This window comes from Streptomyces sp. NPDC047079, assembly GCF_040643755.1.
In the GTDB taxonomy this organism is placed as follows: Bacteria; Actinomycetota; Actinomycetes; order Streptomycetales; family Streptomycetaceae; genus Streptomyces.
The window spans coordinates 65,201-90,554 of record NZ_JBEYUZ010000021.1; the positions used below are offsets into that span (position 1 = coordinate 65,201).

At 67.7% G+C, this 25,354-nt stretch carries 24 protein-coding genes and 2 pseudogenes; 13 read left to right on the top strand and 13 right to left on the bottom strand.

Features of this window, described 5'->3' with window-relative positions:
- Window positions 1-8: 8 nt before the first annotated feature.
- Window positions 9-1,613 carry a PhpK family radical SAM P-methyltransferase gene (locus tag ABZ823_RS24155; protein ID WP_361664015.1) on the top strand — a complete coding sequence of 535 codons (1,605 nt, stop codon included), beginning with the start codon at window positions 9-11 and terminating at the stop codon, window positions 1,611-1,613.
- Window positions 1,614-1,692: 79 nt separating this feature from the next.
- The gene (locus tag ABZ823_RS24160; RefSeq protein WP_361664018.1) at window positions 1,693-2,460 is read left to right on the top strand and encodes an alpha/beta fold hydrolase; all 768 of its coding nucleotides are present in this window, start codon (window positions 1,693-1,695) and stop codon (window positions 2,458-2,460) included.
- On the opposite strand, the gene ABZ823_RS24165 is transcribed toward ABZ823_RS24160, so the two are convergent.
- Together ABZ823_RS24165 and ABZ823_RS24170 are read right to left on the bottom strand one after the other, a co-directional pair.
- The gene (locus tag ABZ823_RS24165; RefSeq protein ID WP_361664021.1) at window positions 2,455-3,582 is read right to left on the bottom strand and encodes an aminotransferase class I/II-fold pyridoxal phosphate-dependent enzyme; all 1,128 of its coding nucleotides are present in this window, start codon (window positions 3,580-3,582) and stop codon (window positions 2,455-2,457) included. The genes ABZ823_RS24160 and ABZ823_RS24165 overlap by 6 nt on opposite strands.
- Complete coding sequence (locus ABZ823_RS24170) at window positions 3,579-4,637, bottom strand: fatty acid desaturase (RefSeq protein ID WP_361664024.1); 1,059 nt, start codon at window positions 4,635-4,637, stop codon at window positions 3,579-3,581. Before ABZ823_RS24170 ends, ABZ823_RS24165 begins: the two co-directional genes overlap by 4 nt.
- A 700-nt stretch (window positions 4,638-5,337) precedes the next feature.
- Between ABZ823_RS24170 and ABZ823_RS24175 the strand changes: the two genes are divergently transcribed.
- From ABZ823_RS24175 to ABZ823_RS24220, 10 genes are all read left to right on the top strand, one after another.
- Complete coding sequence (locus tag ABZ823_RS24175; RefSeq protein WP_361664027.1) at window positions 5,338-5,685, top strand: hypothetical protein; 348 nt, start codon at window positions 5,338-5,340, stop codon at window positions 5,683-5,685.
- On the top strand, window positions 5,678-7,138 hold the full coding sequence (locus tag ABZ823_RS24180; RefSeq protein WP_361664030.1) for an aminotransferase class I/II-fold pyridoxal phosphate-dependent enzyme: 1,461 nt from the start codon (window positions 5,678-5,680) through the stop codon (window positions 7,136-7,138). Before ABZ823_RS24175 ends, ABZ823_RS24180 begins: the two co-directional genes overlap by 8 nt.
- 16 nt (window positions 7,139-7,154) lie before the next feature.
- Entirely contained in the window at window positions 7,155-7,472 is a 318-nt protein-coding gene (locus ABZ823_RS24185) for a Dabb family protein (protein WP_361664033.1), read from the top strand.
- Between the two features lie 6 nt (window positions 7,473-7,478).
- Entirely contained in the window at window positions 7,479-8,393 is a 915-nt protein-coding gene (locus ABZ823_RS24190) for a phytanoyl-CoA dioxygenase family protein (protein WP_361664036.1), read from the top strand.
- A gap of 76 nt (window positions 8,394-8,469) precedes the next feature.
- Complete coding sequence (hppD, locus tag ABZ823_RS24195) at window positions 8,470-9,483, top strand: 4-hydroxyphenylpyruvate dioxygenase (protein ID WP_361664039.1); 1,014 nt, start codon at window positions 8,470-8,472, stop codon at window positions 9,481-9,483.
- On the top strand, window positions 9,480-11,918 hold the full coding sequence (locus tag ABZ823_RS24200; RefSeq protein WP_361664042.1) for an aminotransferase class I/II-fold pyridoxal phosphate-dependent enzyme: 2,439 nt from the start codon (window positions 9,480-9,482) through the stop codon (window positions 11,916-11,918). Before hppD ends, ABZ823_RS24200 begins: the two co-directional genes overlap by 4 nt.
- A 381-nt stretch (window positions 11,919-12,299) precedes the next feature.
- On the top strand, window positions 12,300-12,707 hold the full coding sequence (locus ABZ823_RS24205; RefSeq protein ID WP_361664046.1) for a caspase family protein: 408 nt from the start codon (window positions 12,300-12,302) through the stop codon (window positions 12,705-12,707).
- The gene (locus ABZ823_RS24210) at window positions 12,704-12,886 is read left to right on the top strand and encodes a hypothetical protein (protein WP_361664049.1); all 183 of its coding nucleotides are present in this window, start codon (window positions 12,704-12,706) and stop codon (window positions 12,884-12,886) included. The genes ABZ823_RS24205 and ABZ823_RS24210 overlap by 4 nt, the downstream gene beginning before the upstream one ends.
- 311 nt (window positions 12,887-13,197) lie before the next feature.
- Entirely contained in the window at window positions 13,198-13,530 is a 333-nt protein-coding gene (locus ABZ823_RS24215; protein ID WP_361664051.1) for a hypothetical protein, read from the top strand.
- 83 nt (window positions 13,531-13,613) lie between these two features.
- The gene (locus tag ABZ823_RS24220; protein ID WP_361664054.1) at window positions 13,614-14,810 is read left to right on the top strand and encodes a hypothetical protein; all 1,197 of its coding nucleotides are present in this window, start codon (window positions 13,614-13,616) and stop codon (window positions 14,808-14,810) included.
- A gap of 18 nt (window positions 14,811-14,828) precedes the next feature.
- Here ABZ823_RS24220 and ABZ823_RS24225 read toward each other — a convergent pair whose 3' ends face one another.
- Window positions 14,829-18,290, bottom strand: a complete 3,462-nt coding sequence (locus tag ABZ823_RS24225) for a CHAT domain-containing protein (RefSeq protein WP_361664057.1) — start codon at window positions 18,288-18,290, stop codon at window positions 14,829-14,831.
- Between the two features lie 18 nt (window positions 18,291-18,308).
- Window positions 18,309-18,680 carry a hypothetical protein gene (locus ABZ823_RS24230; RefSeq protein ID WP_361664060.1) on the bottom strand — a complete coding sequence of 124 codons (372 nt, stop codon included), beginning with the start codon at window positions 18,678-18,680 and terminating at the stop codon, window positions 18,309-18,311.
- Between the two features lie 219 nt (window positions 18,681-18,899).
- Between ABZ823_RS24230 and ABZ823_RS24235 the strand changes: the two are divergent.
- Window positions 18,900-19,388, top strand: a pseudogene (locus ABZ823_RS24235) (SAM-dependent methyltransferase); the annotation flags it as partial.
- A 107-nt stretch (window positions 19,389-19,495) separates the two neighbouring features.
- On the opposite strand, the gene ABZ823_RS24240 reads toward ABZ823_RS24235, so the two are convergent.
- The 9 genes and pseudogenes from ABZ823_RS24240 to ABZ823_RS24280 form a co-directional block, all read right to left on the bottom strand.
- Entirely contained in the window at window positions 19,496-20,023 is a 528-nt protein-coding gene (locus ABZ823_RS24240; RefSeq protein WP_361664062.1) for a hypothetical protein, read from the bottom strand.
- A gap of 20 nt (window positions 20,024-20,043) precedes the next feature.
- Window positions 20,044-20,310 (bottom strand): NucA/NucB deoxyribonuclease domain-containing protein, encoded by a 267-nt coding sequence (locus ABZ823_RS24245; RefSeq protein ID WP_361664095.1) that lies wholly within the window; start codon window positions 20,308-20,310, stop codon window positions 20,044-20,046.
- Window positions 20,311-20,470: 160 nt separating this feature from the next.
- Complete coding sequence (locus ABZ823_RS24250) at window positions 20,471-20,677, bottom strand: tyrosine-type recombinase/integrase (RefSeq protein WP_361664098.1); 207 nt, start codon at window positions 20,675-20,677, stop codon at window positions 20,471-20,473.
- 216 nt (window positions 20,678-20,893) lie between these two features.
- Window positions 20,894-21,114, bottom strand: a pseudogene (locus ABZ823_RS24255) (hypothetical protein); the annotation flags it as partial.
- Between the two features lie 125 nt (window positions 21,115-21,239).
- Window positions 21,240-21,737 (bottom strand): S26 family signal peptidase, encoded by a 498-nt coding sequence (locus tag ABZ823_RS24260; RefSeq protein ID WP_361664101.1) that lies wholly within the window; start codon window positions 21,735-21,737, stop codon window positions 21,240-21,242.
- Between the two features lie 65 nt (window positions 21,738-21,802).
- A complete protein-coding gene (locus ABZ823_RS24265; RefSeq protein ID WP_361664064.1) occupies window positions 21,803-23,524 on the bottom strand; it encodes an ABC transporter ATP-binding protein in 1,722 nt (573 codons plus the stop codon).
- 191 nt (window positions 23,525-23,715) lie between these two features.
- On the bottom strand, window positions 23,716-24,249 hold the full coding sequence (locus ABZ823_RS24270) for a hypothetical protein (RefSeq protein ID WP_361664067.1): 534 nt from the start codon (window positions 24,247-24,249) through the stop codon (window positions 23,716-23,718).
- Entirely contained in the window at window positions 24,249-24,818 is a 570-nt protein-coding gene (locus tag ABZ823_RS24275; RefSeq protein ID WP_361664070.1) for a MauE/DoxX family redox-associated membrane protein, read from the bottom strand. The genes ABZ823_RS24270 and ABZ823_RS24275 overlap by 1 nt, the downstream gene beginning before the upstream one ends.
- A gap of 117 nt (window positions 24,819-24,935) precedes the next feature.
- On the bottom strand, window positions 24,936-25,142 hold the full coding sequence (locus ABZ823_RS24280) for a hypothetical protein (RefSeq protein WP_361664073.1): 207 nt from the start codon (window positions 25,140-25,142) through the stop codon (window positions 24,936-24,938).
- Window positions 25,143-25,354: the final 212 nt, after the last annotated feature.

Consider the following 25,354-nt stretch of genomic DNA (forward strand, 5'->3'; position numbering starts at 1 on the left):
AGACGATCATGGTGGACTGTCTGATAATCGGGCACAACGACGGGCACTTCCCGAGCGATGTCGAAATGGTGGAGCGAATGGGCGTCGAGTCGGGAGCCTTTCGCGATCTCGCCCTGAGCTACGTGCAATGGGACGGTACACCGATGCGCGCGCTGGACATCTTCAACCGCCTGAACGTCCCTGACTCCCACGGTGACAGGAGGCGGTACCACAATTTTGAGATGCTGTGGCCGGCCATCGCATATCTCGGCTCCTTCCTGAACCGGCACGGATTTTCGTTCGACTATGTCAACCTCTTCCAGCAGGAGAAGGAGGAGCTTCGGCAGAAACTGGCGGACAAGCCACTCACGGTGGCGGTGACGACGACGCTGTACGTCACGGCCGGCCCGGTCATGGAAGTGGTGAGGACCGTCCGGGAGCACTCGCCGGAGACGACCATCGTGGTCGGCGGGCCGTTCGTCCAGAACTATCGCAAGCAGCTGGAGAAGAAGGACCTCAGCGCCCTCTTCTCCATGATCGGTGCGGACATCTACGTGGACAGCAACGAGGGCGAGCTCACCCTGGCCCGGGTGTTGTCCGAACTGCGCGAGGGCCGGCAGCCGCGGGGCGTGCCGAACGCGATCTACCGCGACGGCGACGAATTCGTCTTCAACGCCACGGAACTCGAGTCGAACCCCCTCGACGAGAACCCGGTCGACTACGGCGCGTTCTCATCGCTCGGGAACTTCGTCTCGCTGCGCACCGCGAAGTCGTGTCCGTATTCGTGCGCGTTCTGCGGCTTCCCCGCGCGCGCCGGCAAGTACGTGTACCTCTCGCCCCAGCAGGTAGAGGCCGACCTGGATCGGATCAAGGAGTCCGGTTCGGTGACGAACCTGACCTTCCTCGACGACACGTTCAACGTCCCCAAAGGCCGCTTCAAGAAGCTCCTGCGCATGATGATCGACAAGCAGTACGGATTCCGATGGAACTGCTTCTACCGGAGCGATCACGGAGACCAGGAGGTCATCGATCTCATGGCGGAGGCCGGGTGCGAGGGGGTCTTCCTCGGCATCGAGTCGGGCTCGGACAAGATGCTGGAGGCGATGAACAAGACCGCGCGGCGGGCCGACTACCTCGCAGCCATCCCCGCCCTGAAGAAGAACGGAATCGTCACCCACGCGAATCTCATCGTGGGCTTCCCCGGCGAGACCGAGGAGACCGTCGCCGAGACGCGAAGCCTGCTGGAGGAAGCACGCCCGGACTTCTTCCGAGCGCAACTCTGGTACGCGGATCCGATCACGCCGGTATGGGAAAAGCGTGACGAACTGGGCATTCAAGGATCCATGTTCACCTGGTCGCACAACACGATGGACGCGAAGACCGCGATCGGCATCGTGGACGATCTCTTCGCGACCGTCCGCGAGCCGCACTGGCTGCCGCAGACGGGCTTCGAGCTGTGGAGCGTCTTCTACCTGATGCGCCGGGGGATGACCCTGGAACAGGTCAAGGGCGCGGTCGGGGCCTTCAACGGCGCGGTCGCCGAGAACATAGGCCGGGGCAAGCCGGCCGAGATCAGCGCCGGCGCACTGGCCAAGCTGCGCGAGGCCTATCAGTTCACTCCGGTGGGGGCGTGACGGGAATCGACGCACCGATGCCGTTGTCCCTGCAGCGGTTCGGCACCCCGTTCGACGGACGTCGTCGCTCGAACGGGGTGTGTCCGCCGTACTCCCACCGGCAGAAGGCCTCTTCATGTTCACCACATTCCGCCGTCCGCTCCGGCACCAGCGCCGCCTGATCTGCTTCCCCTTCGCCGGGGGCGGCGAAAGCCACTTTCGGGACTGGGCCGGGCGGATCCCCGATGCCGACGTCGTCGCAGCCCGCCTCGCCGGCCGGGAAAGCCGCTTCGCGGAGCCGGCCCAGACCGACTTCTCCGCCCTGCTCGACGAGCTCGTCGAGGCGATCGAGCCATTCCTCGGCGGCCGGACCACGCTGTTCGGCCACAGCCTGGGCGGCTTGCTGGCCTTCGAGGTCGCGAGAAGCCTCGAAGCCCGGGGGCACGCGCCGGCACTCGTGATCATCTCTGGATGCGACGCACCGCGGACGATCGTCTCCGCTCCCAAGCCGCAGGACCTCAGCGACGATGTGCTGCTCGCCGGACTGGCCGTGCACGGCGCGGTCCCCAGCGAGATGGTGGAGAACAGAGAACTGATGAACCTGATGCTGCCGGCGTTCCGAGCCGATCTCCAGGTCAAGGCGAGCTATCGCATGGATCCGGCGGCCCAGCCGCTCGGCCGGCCGGTCCGCCTCTACTACGGGACCGAAGAAGCCTTTGAACCGGAGCAGGCGCGGGAGGCGTGGGCTGAGGTGGTGTCAGGCCCGGTCAGCATGTCCGGATTCCCCGGAGGGCACTTCTTCGTGAACAGCGCGCGTCAAGACGTCCTTGACACGATCGGCAAGGACATGGCCCGAGCCCGGCTATGACCTCAATCGCCGGGCCAGGTGGTCGTCCAGTCGGCCCAGGGCCTCGGGGAGCATGGTGCGGCCCAGGCCGATGCGGAAGCGGTTGTCGTCGAGGTCGAAGACGGTGTCCGGGAGCAGCAGGACGCTCTGTTCGAGAGCGAGGTCCCTGACGAAGTCCTCGACCGGGACGGGCAGCAGCAGCTGCGGGAAGCCCATGGGGGTGGCGCGTGGCGGTTCCCAGGCGAGCGCATCAGAGTGCTGTCGGATGAACGAATCGACGAGCGCGAGGTTGTCGAGGATGATCCGCCTGCTGCGGGTGACCAGGTGCTCTCGCGCCCGCAGGGCTATGAGAGCAAGGATCTCCGACGGTGCCGAGGCGCAGACCGTGGTGTAGTCCTTGATGCCCCGGGCCGCCTGTGTCAGGGCTTTGTCGCGGGTGGCCATCCAGCCGACGCGCAGTCCCGCCAGGGCGTAGGCCTTGGACATCACCCCGATGCTGACGGCACTTTCGCTCAGGTCACTGGCCGCAGGCAGGGTGGTGCCGGGTTCGAATTCCAGGTAGCGGTAGACCTCGTCGGAGACGACGGTGACGCCGGCTTCGGTGGCCAGGGCTATCAGGGCTTCGAAGTCGCTGCGGCTGGGCAGGGCGCCGGTCGGGTTGTGGGGGAAGTTGATGAACAGCGCCCGGGTGGTCGGCCGGAGTGCGTCCTTGACGGCGTCGAGGTCAAGGCGCCAGCCGCGGCCGGCATCCAGCCGGACCGTGGTGATGTCGGCGCCGAGAGCGGGGATGACGCGGTGCAGCGCCTCGAACGCCGGCCAGATGACGACGGCGTGATCGCCGGGGCCCAGAAGGGCGTTGGTGACAAGGAACAGCGCTTCCACGGCGCCGCCGCCGCAGACGGTGACGTGGTCGGCCTCGGTCCTGGTGTACTGATCGACGATCGCCTCGCGCAGCAGGGGGTGCCCGCGGGGATCGGTGTAGCCGAGCTCGAGTCCTTCCCACAGGGCCAGGGACTCGGGGTCGGCGAGGTCCAGCAGTTCGCGCATGCGGTAGCTGTCGACGTCCGAGGCGCAGGCCACGTAGTCGACGGCGGACTCCCATTGCCCGAAGAAGTGCTCGATTTTGCAGCTCTGCGGGATCACTGCGCGTGGCCTCCTGCGTCTTTGGTTCCGGCAGGGCTCGAGGTGGAGGCGGTCGGGAGTGCCTGGGCTCTCGCGGGAGGGTCGGCGGGCAGCAACTCGTAGATCTGTCTCATCCCGCCCAGCACACCGTTCAACGGGGGCAGCGCCGCGTACACCGGATCACGGCGCAGAATCGCATCGACCTGACGGAGCCGCCACATGGGCGTCCGCGGGAACAGGTGGTGAACCAGGTGGAAGCCCTCGCCGTCTGCCTCCCCGAGCAGGAAGCGGGACGCGAGGCCGTACACGCGGTTCCAGGTCAGGTAGATGTCCACGCGCGGTGCGGTCTCGATCAGCGGGAAGTGTTCCATGAGCTCGGCAACGGCGCCGATCCAGACCTGCGTCGTGACCAGGGGCACGAACCAGAGCAGCACAAGCCAGGTCCACCAGCCGCCGACCGCCGCCCACACCAGCACCCCGGCCAGCACGGCCACCCGCAGCCACCGCTCGGCCGCTCGCTCGTCCTTGGTCACGATCCGGTGCCGCAGCAGGTAGAGCACGTACGAGGCGGTGGCACGGGGGCCCACGACCGTCCGCAGATACCGGCGCAGCGACGCACGACCGAGATTGTCGCCACACAGTCCGTTGTCCCGGTACTGCCGATAGTCGGGATCGAGCTCCGGATCCCCGAGCCGGCCGTGGTGATCGCCGAGGTGCGAGGCCCGATAGCCGGTGAAGCTCTGGAGTACCGGGTATCCGCCGAACAACGCCCCGACGACGTTGCCGGTGCGGTGGTGCGCCATGAACGCGCGGTGGACGGACATGTGCAACACCCCGGCAATGGCCCGCTGACGGCCGCCGATGAAAAAGACGGCGACGATGTAGACCGGGATGGCCGCCCACAGGGAGAAATGACGGAAGGCCAGTACCGATGCCGCGCACCACGCTGTGATCCAGAGCCAGTGTTCGATCACTTCGAGCGGCCCGTGCCAGTTGTCCAGACGCGACACAGCCCGGACTTCGGCGAGGATCTCCGGCGAGAAACGGAATCGTTCAGTGCGATGAGCTGTGGACACAGTCGTAGTCCTCCCCGGCGTGACCTTTCCACGGTGCCCCGTGCCAGTCAAGGCCTCATGGGGGTCTGAAGTGGTGCTCTGCTTGCGGCAGTTGGCCTCATTGGCGTGGTACGGGGCGCTTCGCCGGACGGATCGGACGGTTGCGGGAGAAGCCGGAGCGGTGACGCCGCGGTGGCAGGGCTGCGGGTGTCTCCACGGGGTGTGGGGTGTGCCCGCGGCGGTCTCGCCGAACGCGATGCGGGCGAGGAGCCGGACGGGCGGGTGCGGCGGCCGCGGAGGTGAGGCTTCGAGCGCCGCGGCAGGGCCCTGGACTTCGCCGCCTTCCCCGCGACTTCCCGCCGTGGGAAGCGTCTACAGATACTTCGCGAAATGGGCGAAGGGAGACGCGTTCCTCGGCGCCGCGGTTCTCGGCCTCGGCCGGGACCTGCAGCCTGCCGAGTCGTCGAAGTTGACAGAGCCTTGCTGAACCACTCTTCGGACTGTAACTTTATGATCGCATGTCGTTTTGTGATCGGCGCCTATATCGGCGCTTACGTTCGGCGCTTGCTTGGGGGGTTTGTTCGCCTTGTCACTGAATTCGCACTAGCCATTATTCCCCACGCCGACATCTTCCGGCAGCAGGCTCCACGGGTGGAGAACCGGAATGCGGCCGGTATGACGTCTCATTGCTCTCCACGTCGACTGAGGATGGTTGCATCGCATGGTCACGGTCATTGAGAACTGGCTGTTGAAATCCGAGTTCGCCGAGCAGGCTCTAGAGCTGATGCAGGACATGGACGACATTGTGGGCCCCAACGCGCATGATGACCCGGGATGGTGTGAACACGGGCGCTTCTACCAGCTGCAGAGCCGGCCTGCGGAAATCTGGATGATGTACACATGGAGCTCCCGGGAGGCGCACGAAGTCTTCATCAAGAAGGAAGAGGAACTTCTTGTCGACTTCTACGAGCGATTCTGCGAGCGGCCGCGCCAGATAATCTACTTCACGGAACTTCCGGTAGATGTGGAGGCAATCGCCGACCAGCACGGCGATGCATCCCATGGCTGACATCATGCATGACTGGTCACCGGACGAGTTCGAGGAGCACGGTACCGAGGTCCTGGCTGCGATACGCGAGCATTTTGAGCAGATTCGGCAGGTGCCCGTCAGCCGACCCTATGACGCCCAGCTCTTGCTCGAACAGTTCGACAGTCCGCTGCCGGATGAAGGTGAAGAATTCAAGGCGATTCTCGCGGAAACGCGCCAGAAGGTCGTGCCGAACCTGGTGCAGTGGAATCACCCGTCCTTCTTCGGCTATTTTCCCACCTGCGCCAGCTTCCCGGGCGTATTGGCCGAGACCGTCACGGCCGCACTGAACGTCAACACCATGCTGTGGAAGACGAGCCCCGCCGGCTCCGCGGTGGAGGCTGTCGTGCTTCGCTGGCTGGCCGATCTTGCCGGGTACGACACCGGCGCGGACGGCTTGCTGCTGGGCGGGGCGTCGTTGGCGAACATGTTCGCTCTGGGCGCCGCACGAGACGCCGCGTTGGGTCCGGGCGTTCGCGAGGACGGCCTCGCCGCCGCCGGCAGGCCGCGTGTCTATGCCAGCGACCAGGCGCATAGCTCGATCGAGAAATCAGTGATCGCTCTCGGATTCGGTTCGCGCAATCTGGTGCGTGTCGAATCGGATGAGCACTACCGCATGCGGCCCGAAGAACTAGAGGCCGCACTGAGGCAAGACCTGACCGCAGGAGCAAAGCCGGTGGCGGTCGTGGCTACCGTGGGCACGACGTCGACAGGTGCCGCCGACGATCTCACAGCGATCGCGCGCATCACCGAGCGCTACGGAGTCTGGCTCCATGTCGATGCCGCCTATGGGGGGTTCTATCGTGCCTGTCCCACCTTGCGTGACCGCGTCGAGGACGTCCGTCTCGGTGACTCGCTGGTTGTGAACCCGCAAAAAACCCTCCTCGTTCCATTGGACTCGACCGCGCTGTTCTGCCGCCGTAAAGGGGCACTCGCAGAATCGTTTCGTATAGTGCCGGACTACCTCACATCCGAGCAGCCTGCCGCATTCGACTACATGGACCTTTCACCGCAACTGGGCCGCGGATTCCGCGCGTTGAAGGCGTGGTGGGTGCTCCGCTCCTTCGGACGTGACGGGTTGACATCCCACCTGGAACGATCCCTCGAGATGGCCGACGAACTGCGAGAGAACGCGATCGGGCACGAGGACTGGACCGTCGTCGGATCGACGCCGTATCCTCTCGTATGCCTGCGCTATACACCGAAGCGAAATGGCAGACCATTGCGCCGGGACGAACGCGACCGGCTGAATACGGCGATCGTCGGCGCCGTCAACAAGAGCGGTCAGGCCTTCGTATCTCACTCGGTTCTGAAAGACGGCTATGTGATCCGCGTCGCTGTCGGAAATATTCGTACGACGTCGGCAGACGTGAAAGCACTGTGGCGGCTGCTCACGTCAACGGCCGAAGCCCTATATGCCGAGCAGCGGTTCTGACGGGAGTACCGGGCACATGATCCAGCACATCGTCCTCCTCAAACTGCGCCCGCCGTACCGCCCGGACGAACCACCACTTCAGGAACTCGAACGGGACACGAACCGCCTCCAGGACGCCATCCCGGCCATCAAGGAGATGCGGTTCGGTAGGAATGTGACGCAGCGGGCCGATGCCCACGACTACGCCCTCGTCGCCATGTTTTCAGACGAGAACGCGCTGGCTGGCTACCTGGATCACCCCGCTCACCGTGAGGTGTCCGCGCGGTGGGCGGCCGTCAGCGACCGCGCGGTCGCCGACCTGTTCGAAGCCCGATCCCCCCACGAGGAAGAGTAGGTCCCCTTGGCCGACCAGTTCTTCGATCTGACAGACGACGACCGCGCGCTGTTGCCTGACGACTCGGATATCGCGTTCTACGCCGAGCACGGTTGGTGGCTCTCGCCGAAGCTGCTCACCGACGATGAAGTCGATACGCTCCGCGAAGCGAGCGAGCGATTTTATGCCGGACACCGCGACCGTCACCTGCCGAGACGGCCGAAGCGTCTTTCCTACTGGGTGCCGGAAATGGGCGACATCCAGCGTCACAACGACTATATCCACTACGAGGACGACACCATCGGGGCCATCCTCCGTAAACCGCTGATCGGCGCGGTGGCAGCGCGACTGGCCGAGACCGACGCAATCCGCATCTTCCAGGCAACGCTCATCTACAAGCCTCCGCGCCGGGAAGAGAAGAGTAACGTGGTTCCTTGGCATTTCGACCGCGACTATTGGGCGACATCGACCAGTGTCGACATGCTCACAGCGTTCGTGCCGCTCCATGACTGCAATGTCGAAATGGGCACGATTGAGATGATCGACGGTTCTCATCGATGGAAGGAATTGGATCGGAGCGCCGTCACCGCCAGACACTTCGCCGAGATCCGGCACGAAGCCGATGCGGCTCTTCAGGCAACTGCCGAGTACAACGGCGCAACGATCAAGAAGGTCCCGGTAGAAATCCCCAAAGGTTGTATGAGCTTCCATCACTGCCGCGTCTATCACGGCAGCGGACCGAATCGTTCCTCGCAGCCGCGACGCGCCATCTCTCTGCACCTGCAGGACAGTGCCAACGAGTACCGAGAATGGAGCCTCGCTGACGGATCGACTGCGGAGTACAACCATGATGTCCTCGTCAGGCGCACCGCAGACGGCCGGCCCGACTATGCCGATCCTGAATTCTGTCCGACGATCTGGCGCGAACGTCGCGACAGCTGATTCATTGAGGTCGATGTCTTCTACGGAAATGGTCCGCCGAGCGCCGGGAATACCGGCTCCGAAAGGATGAACTGCCTTGCACGACATCGCCTACCTGGAGTTCTCTGCGACTGACCACGGATCGGTGGTGGACTACTTCACCCGGTCGTTCGGCTTCACCGAGGCGGCCTTCTGCGAGGAGCCGCACCGGTCGTCGACGCTGTTGCGACAGGGCGACGTCCGGATCGTCGTCACCTCAGGCCCTGCCACCGAGACCTATCTGGCAGCGCACGGCGACGGCGTCTCCGATGTCGCGTTCTTCTGTACCGACATACCGGCCGCCCTGGAACGGGCCGAGGCTGCCGGCGCGCGCCGGCTCGGCCCGACGATGCTGTCCGGATTCGGCGATGTACGGCACACCCTGGTGCAGCGGAGCCCGGAAACGGACGCGAACACCGGGTATCCCGACGACCGCGCCTGGGTCGCCTCGGCGGCCCGACCGGGCCCGGCGACCGAGGGCTTCATCCGGGAGCTGGACCACCTCGCGATCCTGGTCCCGCACGGGACGCTGCAGGACACCGTGCACTTCTACGAAAACGGATTCGACCTCAAGCAGTACAGCAGCGAATACGTGGAGGTCGGCGCCCAGGCGATGGACTCGATCGTGGTGCGCAGCGGCTCCGGCAAGGTGACGTTCACGATCATCGAGCCCGATGCGACGCGCCAGACAGGCCAGGTGGACGGGTTCCTGAGCCGCAACGCCGGCGCCGGCGTCCAGCACCCGGCGTTCCTCGTCGACGATGTCGTCGGCGCGGTCCGCCGCTTCCGCGAACGCGGTGTCAGATTCCTGAGCACGCCCGACGCCTACTATCAGGCACTGACCGAGCGGGTGGGCCATCTGCAGGAGACGATCGAGGACCTGCGCGACACAAACGTCCTGGCCGACCGTGACGAATGGGGCTACCTGCTCCAGCTGTTCACCGAATCCCCCTACGAGCGGAACACGTTGTTCTTCGAGCTCATCCAGCGACACGGAGCGCAGGGCTTCGGGGCCGGCAACATCAAGGCGCTGTACGAGTCGGTCGAGCGCGAACGGGGGAGCGGGGCATGACCGGGAAGGTGCCGGAACCGTCCGTCCTCACGCTCGCCGACTACGAGCGGCTGGCGCGCGGGCGTCTGGCCCCGGATGTATGGGACTGGATCGCGGGCGGGGCGGGGGAGGAGCGGACGCTCGCGGCGAACATCGAGGCCTTCGACCACGTCCGCCTGCTGCCGCGGTTGCTGACCGGGGCGCCGGCGCCCGATCCGGCGACGAAGGTGCTCGGCACGACGTGGAGCGCCCCGGTGGGCGTGGCTCCCATGGCGTACCACACGATCGCTCACCCGGAAGGCGAGCTGGCCACGGTGCGCGCAGCGGGCGACGTCGGGGTACCGGTGGTGGTCGGCACCTTCGCCGGGCGGACGTTCGAGGAGCTGGCCTCGCAGGCCCGGGCGCCGCTCTGGCTGCAGACGTACTGCTTCCGCGACCGGGCCGTGACCCGCGAGCTCGTGGCTCGCGCCGAGGGAGCCGGATTCGAGGCACTGGTGCTGACCGCCGACGCGCCGAGGCTCGGGCGGCGCCTGCGCGATCTGCGCAACGGATTCCGGCTTCCGCCGGGCATCGTTCCGGCGAATCTGCCGGAGGCGGACTACTCCTCGCCCGGCTCTCACGCCCGGACGGAATTCGACCCGGCCATGGACTGGTCGATCGTCGACTGGCTCCGCTCGATCAGCCGACTCCCGGTGCTCATCAAGGGGTTGCTGGCACCCGGCGACGCGATCCGTGCCCTCGAGGCCGGCGCCGACGGGATCGTGGTGTCCAACCACGGTGGTCGGCAACTGGACGGCGTCCCCGCGGCGATCGAGGCGCTGCCCGCGATCGCGGACGCTGTGGCTGGGCGGTGCACGCTGCTCCTCGACGGGGGCGTGCGACGCGCCACCGATGTCCTGGCCGCCCTCGCCTCCGGCGCGGACGCCGTCCTCATGGGACGTCCGGTGCTGTACGGCCTGGCCGTCGACGGCGAAGCGGGAGTGCGGCGCGTACTGGAGAGCGTCTGCGAAGAGTTCTGTGACGCCATGGCGCTGGCCGGGGCGGGTTCAGTGGAAGACCTCGACCCGGGGCTGCTCGGCCCGCCTCGGCCGGTCGCTACGCGCCGACAGTCCCCGCCCCGCGGCATCAGCGCGCCGACGCCCCCCGAAGACGGCCGGATGCGCAAGGAAGACCTGCATGCCAGCCTGGCCGACCCCGTGCTGGACACGATGACCTTCCTCAACGAGATCACGGCGCGATACCCGGACGCGGTGTCGTTCGCGCCCGGCCGCCCCTTCGAGGGGTTCTTCTCCGTCCAGGACATCCACGAGCACCTGGACCGCTACCTGGACCACCTGAGCCGCCAAGGGAAATCACCGGAGGACATTCGCACGTTCCTGTATCAGTACGGCGCCGCAGCGGGCCAGATCCGCGACCTCGTGGCCGACTCCCTTCGCGCCGACGAAGGCATCGACGTCGCTCCGCAAGCCGTCGTGGTCACCGCCGGCTGCCAGGAGGCGATGCTCATCACGCTGCGGGCACTGTTCCGCGGCCCGGACGACGTTCTGCTCGTCTCGATGCCGGCCTACGTGGGCATCACCGGAGCCGCCCGGCTGCTGGACATCCCGGTGACAGGGGTCGAGGAGGACCCGGTCACCGGACTGTCCTGTGCCGCCGTCGAGGCCGCCGTCCACGCCGAACGCGCGCGAGGCAGACGGCCGAAGGCCCTGTACGTGGTCCCCGACCACTCGAACCCGTCAGGGAAGACGATCGATGCGCAGACCCGGCGTGAGCTGCTCGACCTGGCCTCGCGTTTCGACTTCCTCGTACTGGAGGACAGTCCGTATCGCGGGGTGAGCCCGGGCGAGCGGGTCCCGACGCTGAAGGCCCTCGACCGAGACCGCCGGGTCGTGCACCTGGGCTCGTACTCGAAGACCGCGTTCCCCGGGGCCCGGGTCGGCTTCGCGGTGGCGGACCAGACCGTCGTCGACACCGACGGCTCCACCACTTTGCTGGCCGACGAACTCGCCAAGGTGAAGAGCATGGTGACGGTGAACACCTCGTCGCTGAGTCAGGCGGTCGTCGCGGGCATGCTGCTCGCAGCTGACGGCGAGCTGTCCAAGTTCAACGAACCTGCGGCCCGGCACTACGGCCACTCGCTGAAAACTCTGCTCGCCAGTCTGGAAGAGCACTTCCCCGCCGATCGCCGGAATGCCCACCGCGTCCATTGGAATGCTCCGACGGGCGGCTTCTTCCTCGCAGTCCGCGTCCCGTTCCCGGCAGACGAACAGGCTCTCGTACGCTCCGCCGAGGACTTCGGCGTCATCTGGACCCCCATGTCGTACTTCCACCCGAACGGCGGCGGAGAGAACACCCTGCGGCTGTCCTTCAGCCTCCTGACACCGGACCGCATCCGGTCCGGTGTCAGGAGGCTGGCCGAGTTCATCGAGGCCGAGACGGCCAGGACGAGTGTCTGATCGGGCTTCCCTCAAGGCCAGGCAGTCCGCGTTTTCACAGGTCACGCACGGTGTACCGAAGGGCACGCCGAGGTTCAGGACACCTCTGGCACAAGAAGGCAGAGGCAGGCGAGCTTTTGGCAAAGGCCTTCGGGTACCGGCGTCCCTGCAGATGCCGACGCCCCGCAGCCGCTGTACACCTCGTCCTGTTTCGCGAGGCGGGCCTCCGCCTCATGGGCTCGGTCCAGCAACGCGGCATAGGCGGCAGAGCTGGCCGCAGCGGCCGCGGGTGGAGATCCGCCGGGGGGAGACGGTCATCGGCCTCGTGGAAGGTTCTGAGGAGGAGATCGCGCGGGCGGTTCGGGCGCTGCAGGCCGCCGCCGGCGGGGAGGATGGCGATCGGTGAGTGTGCTGCCCGATCCCGGGGCCTCAAGGGCTGTGCTGGTGGGCACGGGCGGGTATGGGCATCTGGAGCAGTTGCCGGCTGTCGCGAACAACGTGCGGGCCTTGGCCGGTCTGTTGTGTGGGCCGTTGTCGCTGCAGTTGCCTGAGCGGCATGTGACGGTCGTGGAGGATCCGGTTGCCGCGCACGTGGTGGTGGGCGTGGTGAGGCAGGCGGCCGCCGAGGCTACCGACACGCTGGTCGTCTACTTTGCCGGGCACGGGCTGGTCGATGGGCAGGATCAGCTGTGTCTGGCTTTGCCGCACACTGAGGTCGGCCGCATCGAGACGGGTCTTCCGTATGACTGGGTGCGTCAGGTTCTTCTTCTGGATTCCAGGGCCGAGTCCTGGTCCGCGGGTACGGCATGACCCGCGAGGGCAAAGCGCCCGGCTGGCGCCAGATCGATCTCGACTGGCTCCGCCATCAACGGGCCGCCGGACGCACCTGCCGAGATCTCGCCGAGGAGACCGGCTTCTCGCTCGGAACGATCAGCTACCTGGGCCGGCAGCATGACATGCCCGGTCGACTGTCCGCTCGGAAGGTCTGACCTGCCGTGTCACGCGGCGGGGTCGTCGTCGAGCGCCAGCCCGGCAACCCAGTTCTGGGCGGCGGCAAGGTCCGGCGCGGTGCCGACCACCTGGTAGGTGAAGTCTGCCCGCGGCGAAGCGCCCATCGGACTGGCCGGCCCAGGTACCCCCGCCGCATGCCGCCGACTCCGAGCCGTCCCAGTGGCGCGAAGTGTCCGATCTGCCGCGGCACTGTCCCCATGCCAGTCACGGCTGCTTCCAGGAGCCGTCACCAACAGCCCTGCGATTGAGGTCATTTGAGAACCTCCAGTAGCAAGCTCATCACGATACTGTGGACCTGCTCGCCCCTTACGGTCACAGAGAGTTGTATGCGATGAAGGTGTACAAGATCATCGTGATTCACAACGGTGAGGCACCCCGGGCCGATGAGGTTCAGGCGATTGCCGACTACGTACAGAACAACTTGGGGCACGACACCGCAGGTGCCGGGCTCACCGTGTCCCGCATTCTTGCTCCGGTCCCGGACAACGACCTGATGATGGCGATCTTGGTCAGGATGGACGCGGAGGGAGAGCTTCCCGGCGGGGACATCTCCAAGGCTTTCCTGCAGGAGCTGAACACCACGAAAGGAAAGGTCGTCCTGGGGATCGTGCCGCAGGCGTAGGCCCCTCCGCTGCATGGGCATCCCGGTCCGCGGTGCGGCAGTGGGCAAGGCGGCGACCTCTCGGCGTGCTCTACGGGTTCCCCGTGTCGAAAGTGGTTGACCGCACGTCAATTACTATTGAAGTTTGTAGTGTTGGGTTTCAGGCTCGCATCGGGGGTTGCATGTCGTTGTCGGAGCGCAAGGAGGGCGACGGGCTTCCGGCCAGCGTTCGCTTCAAGCAGACCGAACGGACAGGCCAGGGCACCTACCACGTCTACGGCGGGCCGAGCCGGCGGGCCGCATTGGAATTTCTTCGTGGGGCCCATGTCAAGGACGAGCTGGTCTACAACATCGTGGAGACCCCGGAGGGCAACTTCGGGCGGGACCTCATCTACTTGTTCCACGAGGCCGACGGCAAGCCGATCGAGTTGGGGCAGCGGCCGCGGAGCCAGAGTCCTTCGCCGTCGGGCACGCGGTGTGCCTGGTGCGGCTTCTTCGTCGTGGCGTACAAGCTGCCGATCAATGACGAGAACGTCGGCTCGGTGTCGTTGTATCTGACCTACGACGAGCTCGCGGTCCTGGTGGAGACGGGCGGCGGGCTGCACTGCGGTGCGTGCTCGATGCTGCAGTGCGCCGTGTGCAGTGGCATCGCCCAGACCGGCGGTACGGCGCTTGCGACCGTCTGCCGGTCCTGCGGTGGAGAGATGGCGGTCCAGACCGTGGTCGGCCCTGTCGGGCGCGCGGCCGCGCCGGGCGGGCCAGATGAGGAGCAGATGGTCACTCTGCCCGCCGATCCGATGGGGGACGAGCTTTGGGGCATGGCACCGCTGCGTCTGCCCTGGAGTATCGATGTGGCACGGTTCTTCGGGCAGAGCACGCTGCCGTATGTGTGGCCGGACAACGGTCGTCACACGGGGTACATCGGCAGTGGGGAGCGGGCCCAGACGCTCCTGCGCGCCAGTTGGACCAAGGTCTTCCTTCATCACCCCAACCCCGAGGTGGCGCTGGGGTGTCTGCGCAGCGCACCTCCCGACGGGATGCTGACCCTGGCGTCGCTCGCCGATCTGCTGGCCTCGCCCACGGCGGAGCCACGGGTCAAGGAGGAGGCATCGAGGGCACTTTGGCGGCTGCGCGATGGGCTGGTCGGTTACACGCTCAACGTCCTTTTGTCGCGTGGCGTGATCGCGTCCGGCTATGACACGCACTCGGTTCACCAGGCGCTGGGGCATCTCCGTACGGCCTGTCCTCAGAGTCGGCGTGCATGGTTCGAGGAGCAGTTGGCGCGGTCCGAGGACGACTGACCTCCGGGGCGCCGGGTGTCAGATGCCGATGTGGACGTAGGACGCCCAGAGGAACGGGTTCTGGAGTGCGTTCGCCGGGCCGTCTGCGGTGCCGTCTCCTCTGCGGGCGCGGAGGGTCGCCCGATGGAGGGCCTGTGCTGCGCGGCTCACGTCCAAGTCGCCCTCCGGCGTGCGGAGTCGGGCGTAGAAGCCGTCGGCGATGCGTACCGAGAGCTGGTCGTCGATCTCCCACAGCGTGCTGATGACATGCGGGAAACCGGCGATCTGGAACGCCGAGGCCAGATGGATTGACTCGTCGAGCAGGCGCACCGGCTGGATCGCCGCGGTGTTGCACGCCGACAGGTAGGCGAGCTGTGCCTGGTCCAGCGCGACTGGGGCCAGGCTTGCGGCGGTCATCGGGTCGTGCTCGTGGTCCCGCAGCAGGAGCCGGCTGCGTGAGGGCTGGTGCGGGTCGGTGGCGCCGTGGCAGGAGAAGTGGGCGATCGGGTGGTGGGCAAGGTGGGCGAGGACGGAGGCTTTTGTCGGCTCCGCCGTGGCGTCCAGCGCGGCCTCTTGGTCGGCGAGCACGGTGAGTTCGGGCAGGTGGCTGCGCAGCACCCCGACCTCTTCCGTGACGTACGGCAGGCGGCCCAGGCTGGGTAGTCCCGGCGTGGCCGGCATCGCCACCACCAGCGCCGGGAGCGTCGGCCCGCGTCGCGCGGGTGACGTGGTCTGCCTGGTGTGGATGAGTGTGCGCAGGGACGGGGCGTAGGAGGAGACCACGCGGTCGATGACCGTGCGCGGGCACCGCTCGCGGGCCGCGGTGGTGTGGTGGCCCGCGGCGTGGATCGGCAGCAGGCTCAGCAGGCCGCAGGGGACCCACCAGACGCGGGGCCAGGGTTCCGTGTCGGCAGAGGGTCTGGTGCGGTGGCCGAGTGCCTCCAGCACCGGGGCCGCGATGGCGTCCCACAGCCACTCCAGTACGGAGAGCATCCGGGCCCCGCCTCGCTTCTCCGCCGCCGCGTCCCCCATCAGGATCGACTGCCGGGCCGCCAGGAACGCCGAGGCCTTGGTGGCCACGCCATCCTCGTCGGCCTGCGGGAGCGGCAGCGCCGTGACCCCGTCCCGGGTGACCAGGAGGGCATGGCTGCCGTACGAGCTGACGTTGAGCACGACCACCGGCCCTGCCTGCGCCGCGCCGAGCAACTCGTCGGCGACGGGCGGCAGACCGAACGAGCCGAAGCCATTGAGCGCCCTGATCCTGGCCTGCGTGGCGGCGAACTCCGCGGCGAGTTCATGCCGTTCGCGGCCGCCGCCGGGCTGTGGTGCGGCCGTGGGAGTGCCGAGCTCTGCACCGCCCGACGACGGGCCGGCTTCCCAGGGCTGGTCGAGCAGATCGCGGAGTTCGACAAAGCGCGCGGCGAGATCCGGGTGTCTGAGGCGCAGGGCGGACAGGTCGTCGCGGCCGTCGAGCGCCTGGCTGATGAGGACCCCGCGTCCCGTCTCCAGCAGGCTCAGGGCCCGCCGCGGCCGGTCCGCCGCGGGCAGCCGCGGATCGGCCAGGACGAGCGAGGCCGCCTCGCCGGCCAGCCCCGCCAGGCCGCCCAGCGCGTACTCCTGGTCGCTGCGGGCCAAGCGGCGGGGGCTGACCTCCGGCAGGAGCCGTACAGCGTTCTGGAGCAAGTCCGTCGCACGCAGCACTTCGGATGCGGCGACCAGGTCGGCGGCGGCTGCCCTCGCGGATCCGAGGCGTTGCCACACCGGCGCCGTGTCCACGGTCGACGCCTCGACGTCCGCCGCCGTCGCGGCGCTCCGGTCGTCCGGGTTGCCCGTGGACGCGTGGCGGGCGCGCAGGGCGGCACTCAGATTGGCGAGGAACCGGGCGCGTTCCGGGTTGCTGCCGGAGATCAGCGACACGCTTCTGCGGCCCGCGGACACCGCCTCTTCCACATCCTCGGGGCGCCCAGTCCGTGTGTGCCTCTGGGTCAGGGCGTGCGTCAGGTTCGCGAGGTACCGGGCCAGATCATCGGCCTCCCGACCGGTCGACGCCGCCACCGCGCGACGCGTCACGTCGATCCCCTCGTCCAGATCCTCGGGCCGGCCGGCGTACTCGAACCGCGCCAACAGGACGTTGCCGAGATTGGACAGGGGCATCGCCCGGTCGGACCTGTGGATCCCGGTCGCCACCGCCTCACGGCAGAGGGCGATCGACGCCTCGATGTCGTCCCGGTCCCGCGTCCGCCGGGACCGGGCCCACAGCAGCAGGCCCAGTGCATTGAGCACCGTGGCACGCCGCCTGCGGTCGAGGGCCGGGTCCTGCAGCTGCGCCCGCTCGTGGCGGATCGCCTCATCCAGGTCCGCGAGCGCCCCGGCCTGCCTGTGGCGCAGGAACAGCAGTTGGGACAGTACGCCCGAGAAATGCGCGTGTCCGGGCCGGTAGTCCTGCCTCCGGGCCAGACCGGTGCGGGCGAGCACGATGGCCTCGTCCAGGTCCGCGACCGTGCCGGTCGCCTGGTACCTGTTCACCAGGGCCGCCACGAGGATCAGTTCGGCGGGCGCCTCGGTGCGTGCGCGGGCGCTCTCAGCGGACGCGCGTGCGAGGCGCACGGCTTCGTCCAGATGCTCGGGGCGCCCCGAGAGACGGGCCTTGAGGCCCAACTGGACCACCAGACTGACCAGATACGTCTGCCGCTCGGGATGGTCCGCGGGAGTCATGTCGAAGGCCGCGAGGCTGCAGGCCAGTGCCTCATTCAGGCCCTCCGGGTCGTGGGCCAGCTCGCAGCGGTCCGCCAGAGTGGCGCCGAGACCGTTCAGGCTCATGGCCTGGGCGCTGCCTTCGCGCGGGCGGGCGTTGACCGTGCGCCGGGCGACGGCGACGGCCTCCTCGAGCGGCTCAGGGCGTCCGGTCTCCATGACGAGCAGACGCAGGCTCTGGACCAGATTGTGCAGCGCGTGCTTGCGCGAGGGGCCCGGCCGACTCAGCGTGACCGCCGTGCGGTTGAGGCCGATCGACTCCTCCAAGTCCTCGACCGATCCGAGGTACTTGAACCGCTCGTTCAGCGCCGAGCCGAGATTCACCAGTGCGGCGGCGCCGTCCGGCGGTCGCGAGGGCGGCAGGCCCGCCGCGGTACGGGCCACCTCGATCGCCTCGTCGAGATCCGCCTTCCGCTCGGCCACCTTGAACCGCTCGAGGAGCAAGGCCGCGAGCGCCGAGAGGCAGACGGTGTCCCTCCGGGCCAGGGAGGTGGCCTCGCGCCCGGCGGCGATCGCGGGTTCCAGGTCCGCCGCATCCCTGGTCTCCTTGAAGCGCAGATGCAGCGCGCTGAGAAGCCGGTAAAGATGCGGTACGCGGCCGGGATCGTCGGCCGGCAGCGCTGCGACGGCGGCGCGGAACGAGGAGATCGCGCTGTTCAGCTCCGCCGGGGAACGGGTTCGCTCGAACCGGTCCCAGGCGGAATCGCCCGCCTCCGCATACGAGTTCGCCTCATCGGAGGGGTACACCCAGGGCAGCCCTTCGCTTCACGGCAGGAGGATCCGCTGGGGTTCCTCGCGGATCAGACTGAGCATCCGGTCCAGTTCGGCCGGTTCGACGCCCGCCGGTACCTCGAGCCTGGCCCCAGACGCGAGCTCAATCACGATGCGCTGCCCCTCTTTGGCCGCGCCGCGCCCCAGGATGCCGGTCACCAAGGCGGTCAGGGCGGAACTCGCAGCAGCGATGGTGGCCACGAGGATCGCAGCGTCCCCCGTCCGGAACCTCGACGCCGGCTGTTCCAACTCCACCGAGATCCCGGAGTCCCAGGAACCGTTACCGCTCAGTTCGCCGTGCACGTCCTCCGCCGCACGCGAATCCGACGCGACGATCACGCGCCACTTGGGCAACTCCAGCACCATCCCCCCGTCCCTTCGCCAACGTGATAAACACAGGCTGCACAAAAGCCAGTTGGTGGTTGAGTATGGCACGCGGGCGGTAATCCCCGATCACAAGACGTTTCCATGACGCAGAGCCAGGCTTGACCCCGGCCCATGCGGGCTGTTCCGTGGAGAAGTCGGGGCGTCACACTCGGGGATGGCCTGCGTGACCATGTCGGTCAGCAGTGTCTGCTGTCTCGCCAACAACCCGCCGTACGGTACGGCGGGGCACCGCCCTCGTCGTCCACGCTTCCGTCGCTCGTGGTGCGGAAGTGGGCCGACACCGAGGTCACCGAGGGGCACGCGGTGCTGGGGATCGGCACCTGGACCAGCTACTCGACCGCTCTCGCCTGCGAACGCCTCTGCTCCGCCGACGTCACCAGCATCGAGGCCGACCAGCACCGGCTGGAGCAGGCGGCGAGTGCGCTGTACGGCTGTGGCTACACACCGACCCTCGCCGTGGCGGACGGCCAGTACGGGTACTGGCCCGAAGCGTCCTTCGGCCGGATCGTGGCCGCCTGCTCCTTCCGCGCCGTCCCGCGCGCGCTCATCGCGCAGGCGCGGCCGGGCGGGAAGATCCTGCTCACCCTGTCGAGCTGGTTGTACGGGTACGCCGGCGTGCTGCTGACGGTCGCCGAGGACGGCGCCGCCCAGGGACAACTGCTGGGCGGCACGGTGTCGTTCAGATCCACAGCCCGGATCCCGCGAATCCCCCGAAGGGGAGTGGTTCCACTCTGTACGCCACTTCCTCGGCCATCCTCTGGTCCACATGAGCTACTCGATGTTCCCGCTCTGTGTCAGAGGTCTTCGTCGTCGACGGGTTCGGGTTCACGCATGTAGGCGAGGTCGAGGACGTAGCGTTCGGTGACGGGGCAGTTGTTCCAGGCTTCGGTGAGCCAGCCGTCGGGGGAGTCGTCGGGGAGTCGGGCGAGGGTGGTGTTGTAGTAGTCGGCGGCGGCTTGGCGGTTGGTCCACCACGCGTGGCCTTCGTAGACGCCGGGGCGGGGCAGGGTGATCTCGTCGGCGGGGCCGCGGTCGAGTTGTCCGATGACGAGGATGCCGGTCTCGGATTCGAGACTGACGGTGATGTGGCCTTCGGCGTCGGTTGGCGGGGTGGGCGGGGTGTCCCAGATGCGGATGGTGATCTGGACGGGGATGTCGGGTTGGAGGCTGAGGAGGTACAGGTGGTAGCCGTTGCCGGCGACCACCTGTACCTCTGCGGCGTCCAGGGCGGCTTCGTCGCCGAGGTAGGCGTCCGCGTCGTAGACCTCCAGCACGCGCCGTCCGGGAGTAGCGGTGACGTTGTGCTCGGCGAGAAGAACCATGGGGGCCAGGGCCTTTTCTGCTAGTCGGTGATCTTCACGTAGAAGGGGTCGCCGTCCAGGATGCGGTTCAGGGTGTACACCTGGTTGAGGCGCTCCCCGCCTTTGCGGTTGTCCTTGCCATCGATCAGCCGGACGGAGAAGCGGTTGTCACCCTTGGTGGATCCTTCCTTGGTGGAGGCGAAGGGGTACTCGTCGCACTCCAGCCCGCTGCCCGTGTAGTCGCCCCAGACCTTCTTGCACTCTCCGATGGACTTCTTACGATTTTCTGCAGGACCGCCTCCAGCCAGTGCGCCGGCATCGTCGCCCGGGTGAAGTGCAAGGTCGCCCGTACCTCCGACGGCAGTTCCGCCGCGAGCCGCTGGTTGATCTCCGCGCTGAACAGGGCCTGCCGACCCAGCGCCGGATCCGACTTGGCCGTGCGCCGGGCCGTGAAGAGCTCGCTCTCGCTCATGCTGTTGCTCCCCATCGGGTCACCAGCGCCTTCCAGTCGGCGGCGGCCCGCATCGCGGTGTCCTCGGTGACATGGGCGTAGGTGGTCATCAGCGTGTGGATGTCCCGGTGCCCCAGGCGCCGCTGGACCACGTGTTCCGGCACCCCGGCCAGAAGCAGCGCGGTCGCGTGCGTGTGCCGGAACCAGTGGGGAGTCCTTGCCATAGTGCGACTTGAACGCGATCCACCGGTCGGCCTCCACCCTGGCCCAGTCTTCTGAGCCCCCTTGCAGGGCACTTGCCCCGACTTGCCCTGCCCGGGCCTTGCGACGCCGAGCACGCCGGCCACGGTGGGGTGCTCGGCCCGCCGTCCGACACCCCGTCCAGCAGGAGCGCAGCGGTCTCGAATCGGCGAGCGCCTCGCTGACCGGTACGCGTACGTGGCAACCGGGCAGCCCGTGTCCCTGGCCACCGCCGGCGGCAGGCCCCATGGGAGGCCGGCTGGTCGACCACGACGAGCACGGTGTCGAGTGCCTTCTTCCCGGCAGGGGTGACGGCGGTGGCGCGGTGTCCCCCCTTGCCGACGTCCAGGCCGAGGAAGCACCCATCCCGCCGACGTCGATCACGTGCGTCCTCCGGTCGTCCCCACCCGGTCGTCCCCACCCGGTCGTCCCGCGCAGTCATGCCGGACCCGGAGGCCGGCCGCCCCATGGCGGGGTCACCAAGAAGGTAGTGGGGGCGGCGGAGGCGAGCCCCGTGCGGGTGCCGCGCGGCGGGAAGCCGTGGGCTCATCCCCGGTCGACCCCGGCCCGGCGGGGGTGGCGGAATACGCGCAGCAGCACGCTGCCGAGCACGCTTGAGTCGGAGAAGTAGCCGATCTGCCGGGAATCCAGGCTCTGATCAGGGTTGTCCCCGAGGAGGACGAGTTTTCCTGAGGGCACTTGCTGCTCCTGGACGTGGGACAGGGCCGCGACGCGGTCTCTCGGTACGGGATCGCCAGGAGTGGCGAGTACCCGCTTGATGAGAAAACCCTCGTCCTCACGCGGGTCGGCGACCACGATCACCCGGTTGCGGAGGGCCGTGGTTCCCCGTACAACCAGGACTTGGTCCCGGTTGTAGTAGGTGGGTTCCATGCTTCTGCCCCGCACGGTGACCAGCACCAGGTGGCGCCCGAGCAGGTGGGCAAGAAAGTCGGTGAGGCGCCCCGGCCGGGTTCCATGCGATGGCGTCACCTTGTGGGAAGGCCATGAGGCCACAAGTGTTTCGAGCTCTTCCCGGGTCGGCATCTCCCCGGCCGCCGGTTCGAAGGATTCCAAGGAAAGGTGGCGACCCGCGTGGGCCGGGCGCGGCGTCACCGGGGTACCGCCACGTCAGAGACACCGGGCGTGGTGTCCAATGGCTGGTCCTGGTAGTCCTTGGCCTGCAGGGTGAACAGCCCGGCGTACGTCCCGTCGGCCGCCAACAGCTCGTCGTGGTCACCTTGTTCCACGATCCTGCCGTCCCGCAGGACAACGATGACGTCCGCCTCCCGCACCGCCCCGAGCCGATGGGAGATCAGAACGCTGGTCTTTCCGGAGCGGAAGCGCCGCAGGGAGGCATGGATCTCGTGTTCGGCCTCTGCGTCGAGGCCGGAGGACGGCTCGTCGAGGATCATCAGTTCCCGTTCCTGACGCATCAGTGCGCGGGCCAGGGCGAGCCGCTGCTGCTGCCCCCCGGACAGGAGCACTCCGACGGCAGGATCGGACTCCTCCGGCGTCATCACGAACTTCCGTGAGAGCAGCGTGTCGTAACCCTGCGGCAGTGCGGCCAAACAGGCGTGGATCCCCGCACCGCGAGCTGCTTCCTGGATACGTGACTGGTCGGTCAGCGCGTCAAGGTCACCCAGTCCGATGTTCTCGGCAGCGGTGAGGTCGTAGTGCAGGGAGTCCTGGAAGACCACGCCGATCCGGGACCGCAGTTCGGCCGGGTCGATCTCCCGGATGTCGACCCCGTCCCACAGGACCGCGCCCCGAGTCGGGTCGTAGAGCCGGCACAGCAGTTTCACCAAGGTCGACTTGCCCGCGCCGTTGAGTCCGACCAGAGCCAGAGCCTGCCCGTGTGGGAGGAAGAGGTTTACCCCGCGCAGCACCCACGGCAACTGGTCGGCGTACCGGAACCAGACGTCGCGGAACTCGATTCCACGCCGCAAGGAAGGCAGCGGCCTGGGCCGGTCGGACACGGGCAGGTCGGATCCCAGAACCGTAACCGCCCGGTAGCGGTCGAAGAGGAGCAGGGCCTGGGCTGTCGCCGCCGTCTGTGTGGCCAGCGCGGCGAGGGCGCCCTGGACCGCCGTGACGGCGGCGGCGAACAACGCGATCCCGCCGACCGACAGGCTGCCCTGACGTGCGGCGACCACCGCCCACAGCAGGCCGGCGCCCGAGACCGCCGCGGCCAGGTTCTCCAGGCAGAACTGCACGGACAGTTCTCGGCGGTCCATACTCCTGCGGGCCGCGTTGTTGGCAAGGCGCTCGCGCCGCATCGAGGTCCTGAAGAACCCCCCCAGGCCGAAGATCCGCACCTCCTTCGCGCCCTCGGCCGTGCTCAACAGTTGGCTGTAGAAGAACTCCTTGCGTTCGATCGGGCTGACGTGCATGACGAGCTGCGCCCGCCGGCGCGCGAGCAGCCCTTCGGCAATCACCGTCGGTATGGCGGCCCCGAGGACGATCAGGGCCATGACCGGGTTGAGCACGAAGAGCGAACCCGCGAAGCCGAAGATCGGAAGTACTTGACCGACGATGTCGAGGCCCCCGCTGACGATCTGGATCGGGGCGCTTCGGCTCGCCGCCTGAGCGAGCCTGAGTTCGTCGAGGAACCGCGGGTCCTCGAAACGAGTGATACCGACGAACCGGTTCACGGCTGCGAACAACCGGTCCATGGCCGCCACCCCCGTCCGGCGGTCCAGTTCGGCATGCAGATACTGCGCCAAGAGCGGGACGACCGCCGTCGCGATGCCGACCGCGGCCAGGGCGGTCGCCAGTCCTGCCAGGACGGACAGCCCGGCTCCTCTTACGAGGTCGTCCAGCAGAATCTTCATCAACCACGCGGAGCCCAGGGGGAGCGCCCCACGGCAGAGCGTTGCCATGGCGAAGGCAGACAGATGCCAGGGTGCCGTCTTGCACACCAGAAGCGATGCCCCTGCCACTAGGCGTACCGTCCGGGAAAGCCCGGCTCGGACCGTCGGGCAGGCCTGCCTCCACGACCGTGCGCGCATACGGTCACCCCCGGTCATACGGCGGCTTCGGCGGGCATGGCCAGCACTCGGTCGGACGTCACCACGGTTCGGCCACGGATGGTGCCGACCCGTAGCACCGTGGGTGTGGCGGACGTACGGAAGGCGGTGCTGACCGTGCCCAACGGCTCCTCGACGACGACGTGGGCCACGGGGCGGAGCATCGCCACCAGTTCACTGCACGCCGATGCGTCGCCGATCACGACCGCCATCCTGCGGTTCCTGCCGTTCTCGTCGGCTTCCGCCCAGCGGATGAAGTCCGGGAGCAGTGCCTCGCACGCCCGGCAGTCGGGCGCGAAGAAGGCGACGACGCTGTCGTGGGTCAGGGATGCGCGGTCCAGCCGCTCTCCATCCACGCCGAGCACGCTGAAGTCGCCCACCTCGTCCCCTGTTCGGATGCCGGCCTGCTGCCGGATGGGAGCGATGATCTCGGCGTGCTCGCGAAGGCGCTTGATCACTCCGATGGTCAGCAACAGGTTGAGCAGACAGAGCGCCGCCACCAGCAGGAGGGCGGCCGTCAGAACGTACATCAGGACTCCTGGGATTCGGTCGGGAAGTGAGCGGAAGAGCCGGACGCGTCAACGTCCGAGAGGGGCCGGAAGAGCGCGAAGATCTCATCGAGAGCTGCCGTCACCAGGCCCATGGCCAGACCCGCGACGGCCGCCACCGCTCCCTCACCGGCACTGGCCGAGCCCGAGACCGGCGCCAGGAGGCAACTGAGCGCCACCGTTGCCAACAGGGCGTTGCGCGCGAGGTGCCGGACACCCAAAGGTGTGGCGGAGGCGCCGAAGCAGCGGCATGCCACAGCGGAGCGACGTCGCATGGTCTGTGCGATTCCGACGGTGAACACAGCGAGCAGCCACGTCGCCAAGAGCTGTCCCAGTCTCCCGGCTTGGGCTGTCGGCACGGCCAGGAGCGCCCACACCGCGAACTCCGCGATCACGACAGCCCGAGTGGTGAGTCCTTCCAGTGCCAGGGGGACTACGCGCATCCGAGCCAAGGAGTGCGCGAAATGCTGGTATGCCTCCCGGCTGCGCGCTTTGCTCAGGGACGAGATCAGGAAGACCGTACCGATGAGGCTCCGTGCCGCGATCTCCAATGAGGACAATTCCGTTCCCTTCGGCAGCGGATCCGACGGCCCACGGGCCGGGGGGGTGCCCCCGCCACCAGAAGCTCCGGTGGCGGGGGCGGTGTTCACGTGGGGCCCGCCGACGGCTCAGCCGCAGATGCCACGCGTGAACTTGGAGCCGTTCCAGTACGCCTCGCAGGGCGCGTTGTAGCCGAAGTGACCCCACGGGCCGTTGTTGCATTGCCAGCACTGGGCGTAGTGGTACCAGCCGGGGGCCGCCGCGGCGTCCGCGGTGACGCTCGGTACAACGCGTTCCAGCAGGGCGGTGCCCAAAGCTTCGATCTTGGCGAGCATGGTTCTCTCCTTCTCGAGTGGCTATGCCAACCCCGCATGGTGCGGGTCGTGGCCTTCGTTTGGAGCTGACTTGCTTTTGCTGTGAGGGATACCGGGCAACCCGCACGGCGTTCCCCCCGTAGCAGTCCCCCCTCACCGCTCGCATCACCGATTTGAGTGGCTGCCGCATTGTTCGGCAGGGCTGTTGTGGCGGCCGAACAATGGCCGGGCGT

What these genes read in the sequence shown, in the direction of transcription:
- ABZ823_RS24155 (WP_361664015.1), top strand. Translation starts at nt 9, where the DNA reads ATGGTGGACTGTCTGATAATCGGGCACAACGACGGGCACTTCCCGAGC.
- ABZ823_RS24175 (WP_361664027.1), top strand. Translation starts at nt 5,338, where the DNA reads ATGGTCACGGTCATTGAGAACTGGCTGTTGAAATCCGAGTTCGCCGAG.
- ABZ823_RS24180 (WP_361664030.1), top strand. Translation starts at nt 5,678, where the DNA reads ATGGCTGACATCATGCATGACTGGTCACCGGACGAGTTCGAGGAGCAC.
- ABZ823_RS24185 (WP_361664033.1), top strand. Translation starts at nt 7,155, where the DNA reads ATGATCCAGCACATCGTCCTCCTCAAACTGCGCCCGCCGTACCGCCCG.
- ABZ823_RS24200 (WP_361664042.1), top strand. Translation starts at nt 9,480, where the DNA reads ATGACCGGGAAGGTGCCGGAACCGTCCGTCCTCACGCTCGCCGACTAC.
- ABZ823_RS24210 (WP_361664049.1), top strand. Translation starts at nt 12,704, where the DNA reads ATGACCCGCGAGGGCAAAGCGCCCGGCTGGCGCCAGATCGATCTCGAC.
- ABZ823_RS24230 (WP_361664060.1), bottom strand. Translation starts at nt 18,680, where the DNA reads ATGGTGCTGGAGTTGCCCAAGTGGCGCGTGATCGTCGCGTCGGATTCG.
- ABZ823_RS24240 (WP_361664062.1), bottom strand. Translation starts at nt 20,023, where the DNA reads ATGGTTCTTCTCGCCGAGCACAACGTCACCGCTACTCCCGGACGGCGC.
- ABZ823_RS24250 (WP_361664098.1), bottom strand. Translation starts at nt 20,677, where the DNA reads ATGGCAAGGACTCCCCACTGGTTCCGGCACACGCACGCGACCGCGCTG.
- ABZ823_RS24260 (WP_361664101.1), bottom strand. Translation starts at nt 21,737, where the DNA reads ATGCCGACCCGGGAAGAGCTCGAAACACTTGTGGCCTCATGGCCTTCC.
- ABZ823_RS24265 (WP_361664064.1), bottom strand. Translation starts at nt 23,524, where the DNA reads ATGAAGATTCTGCTGGACGACCTCGTAAGAGGAGCCGGGCTGTCCGTC.
- ABZ823_RS24270 (WP_361664067.1), bottom strand. Translation starts at nt 24,249, where the DNA reads ATGTACGTTCTGACGGCCGCCCTCCTGCTGGTGGCGGCGCTCTGTCTG.
- ABZ823_RS24280 (WP_361664073.1), bottom strand. Translation starts at nt 25,142, where the DNA reads ATGCTCGCCAAGATCGAAGCTTTGGGCACCGCCCTGCTGGAACGCGTT.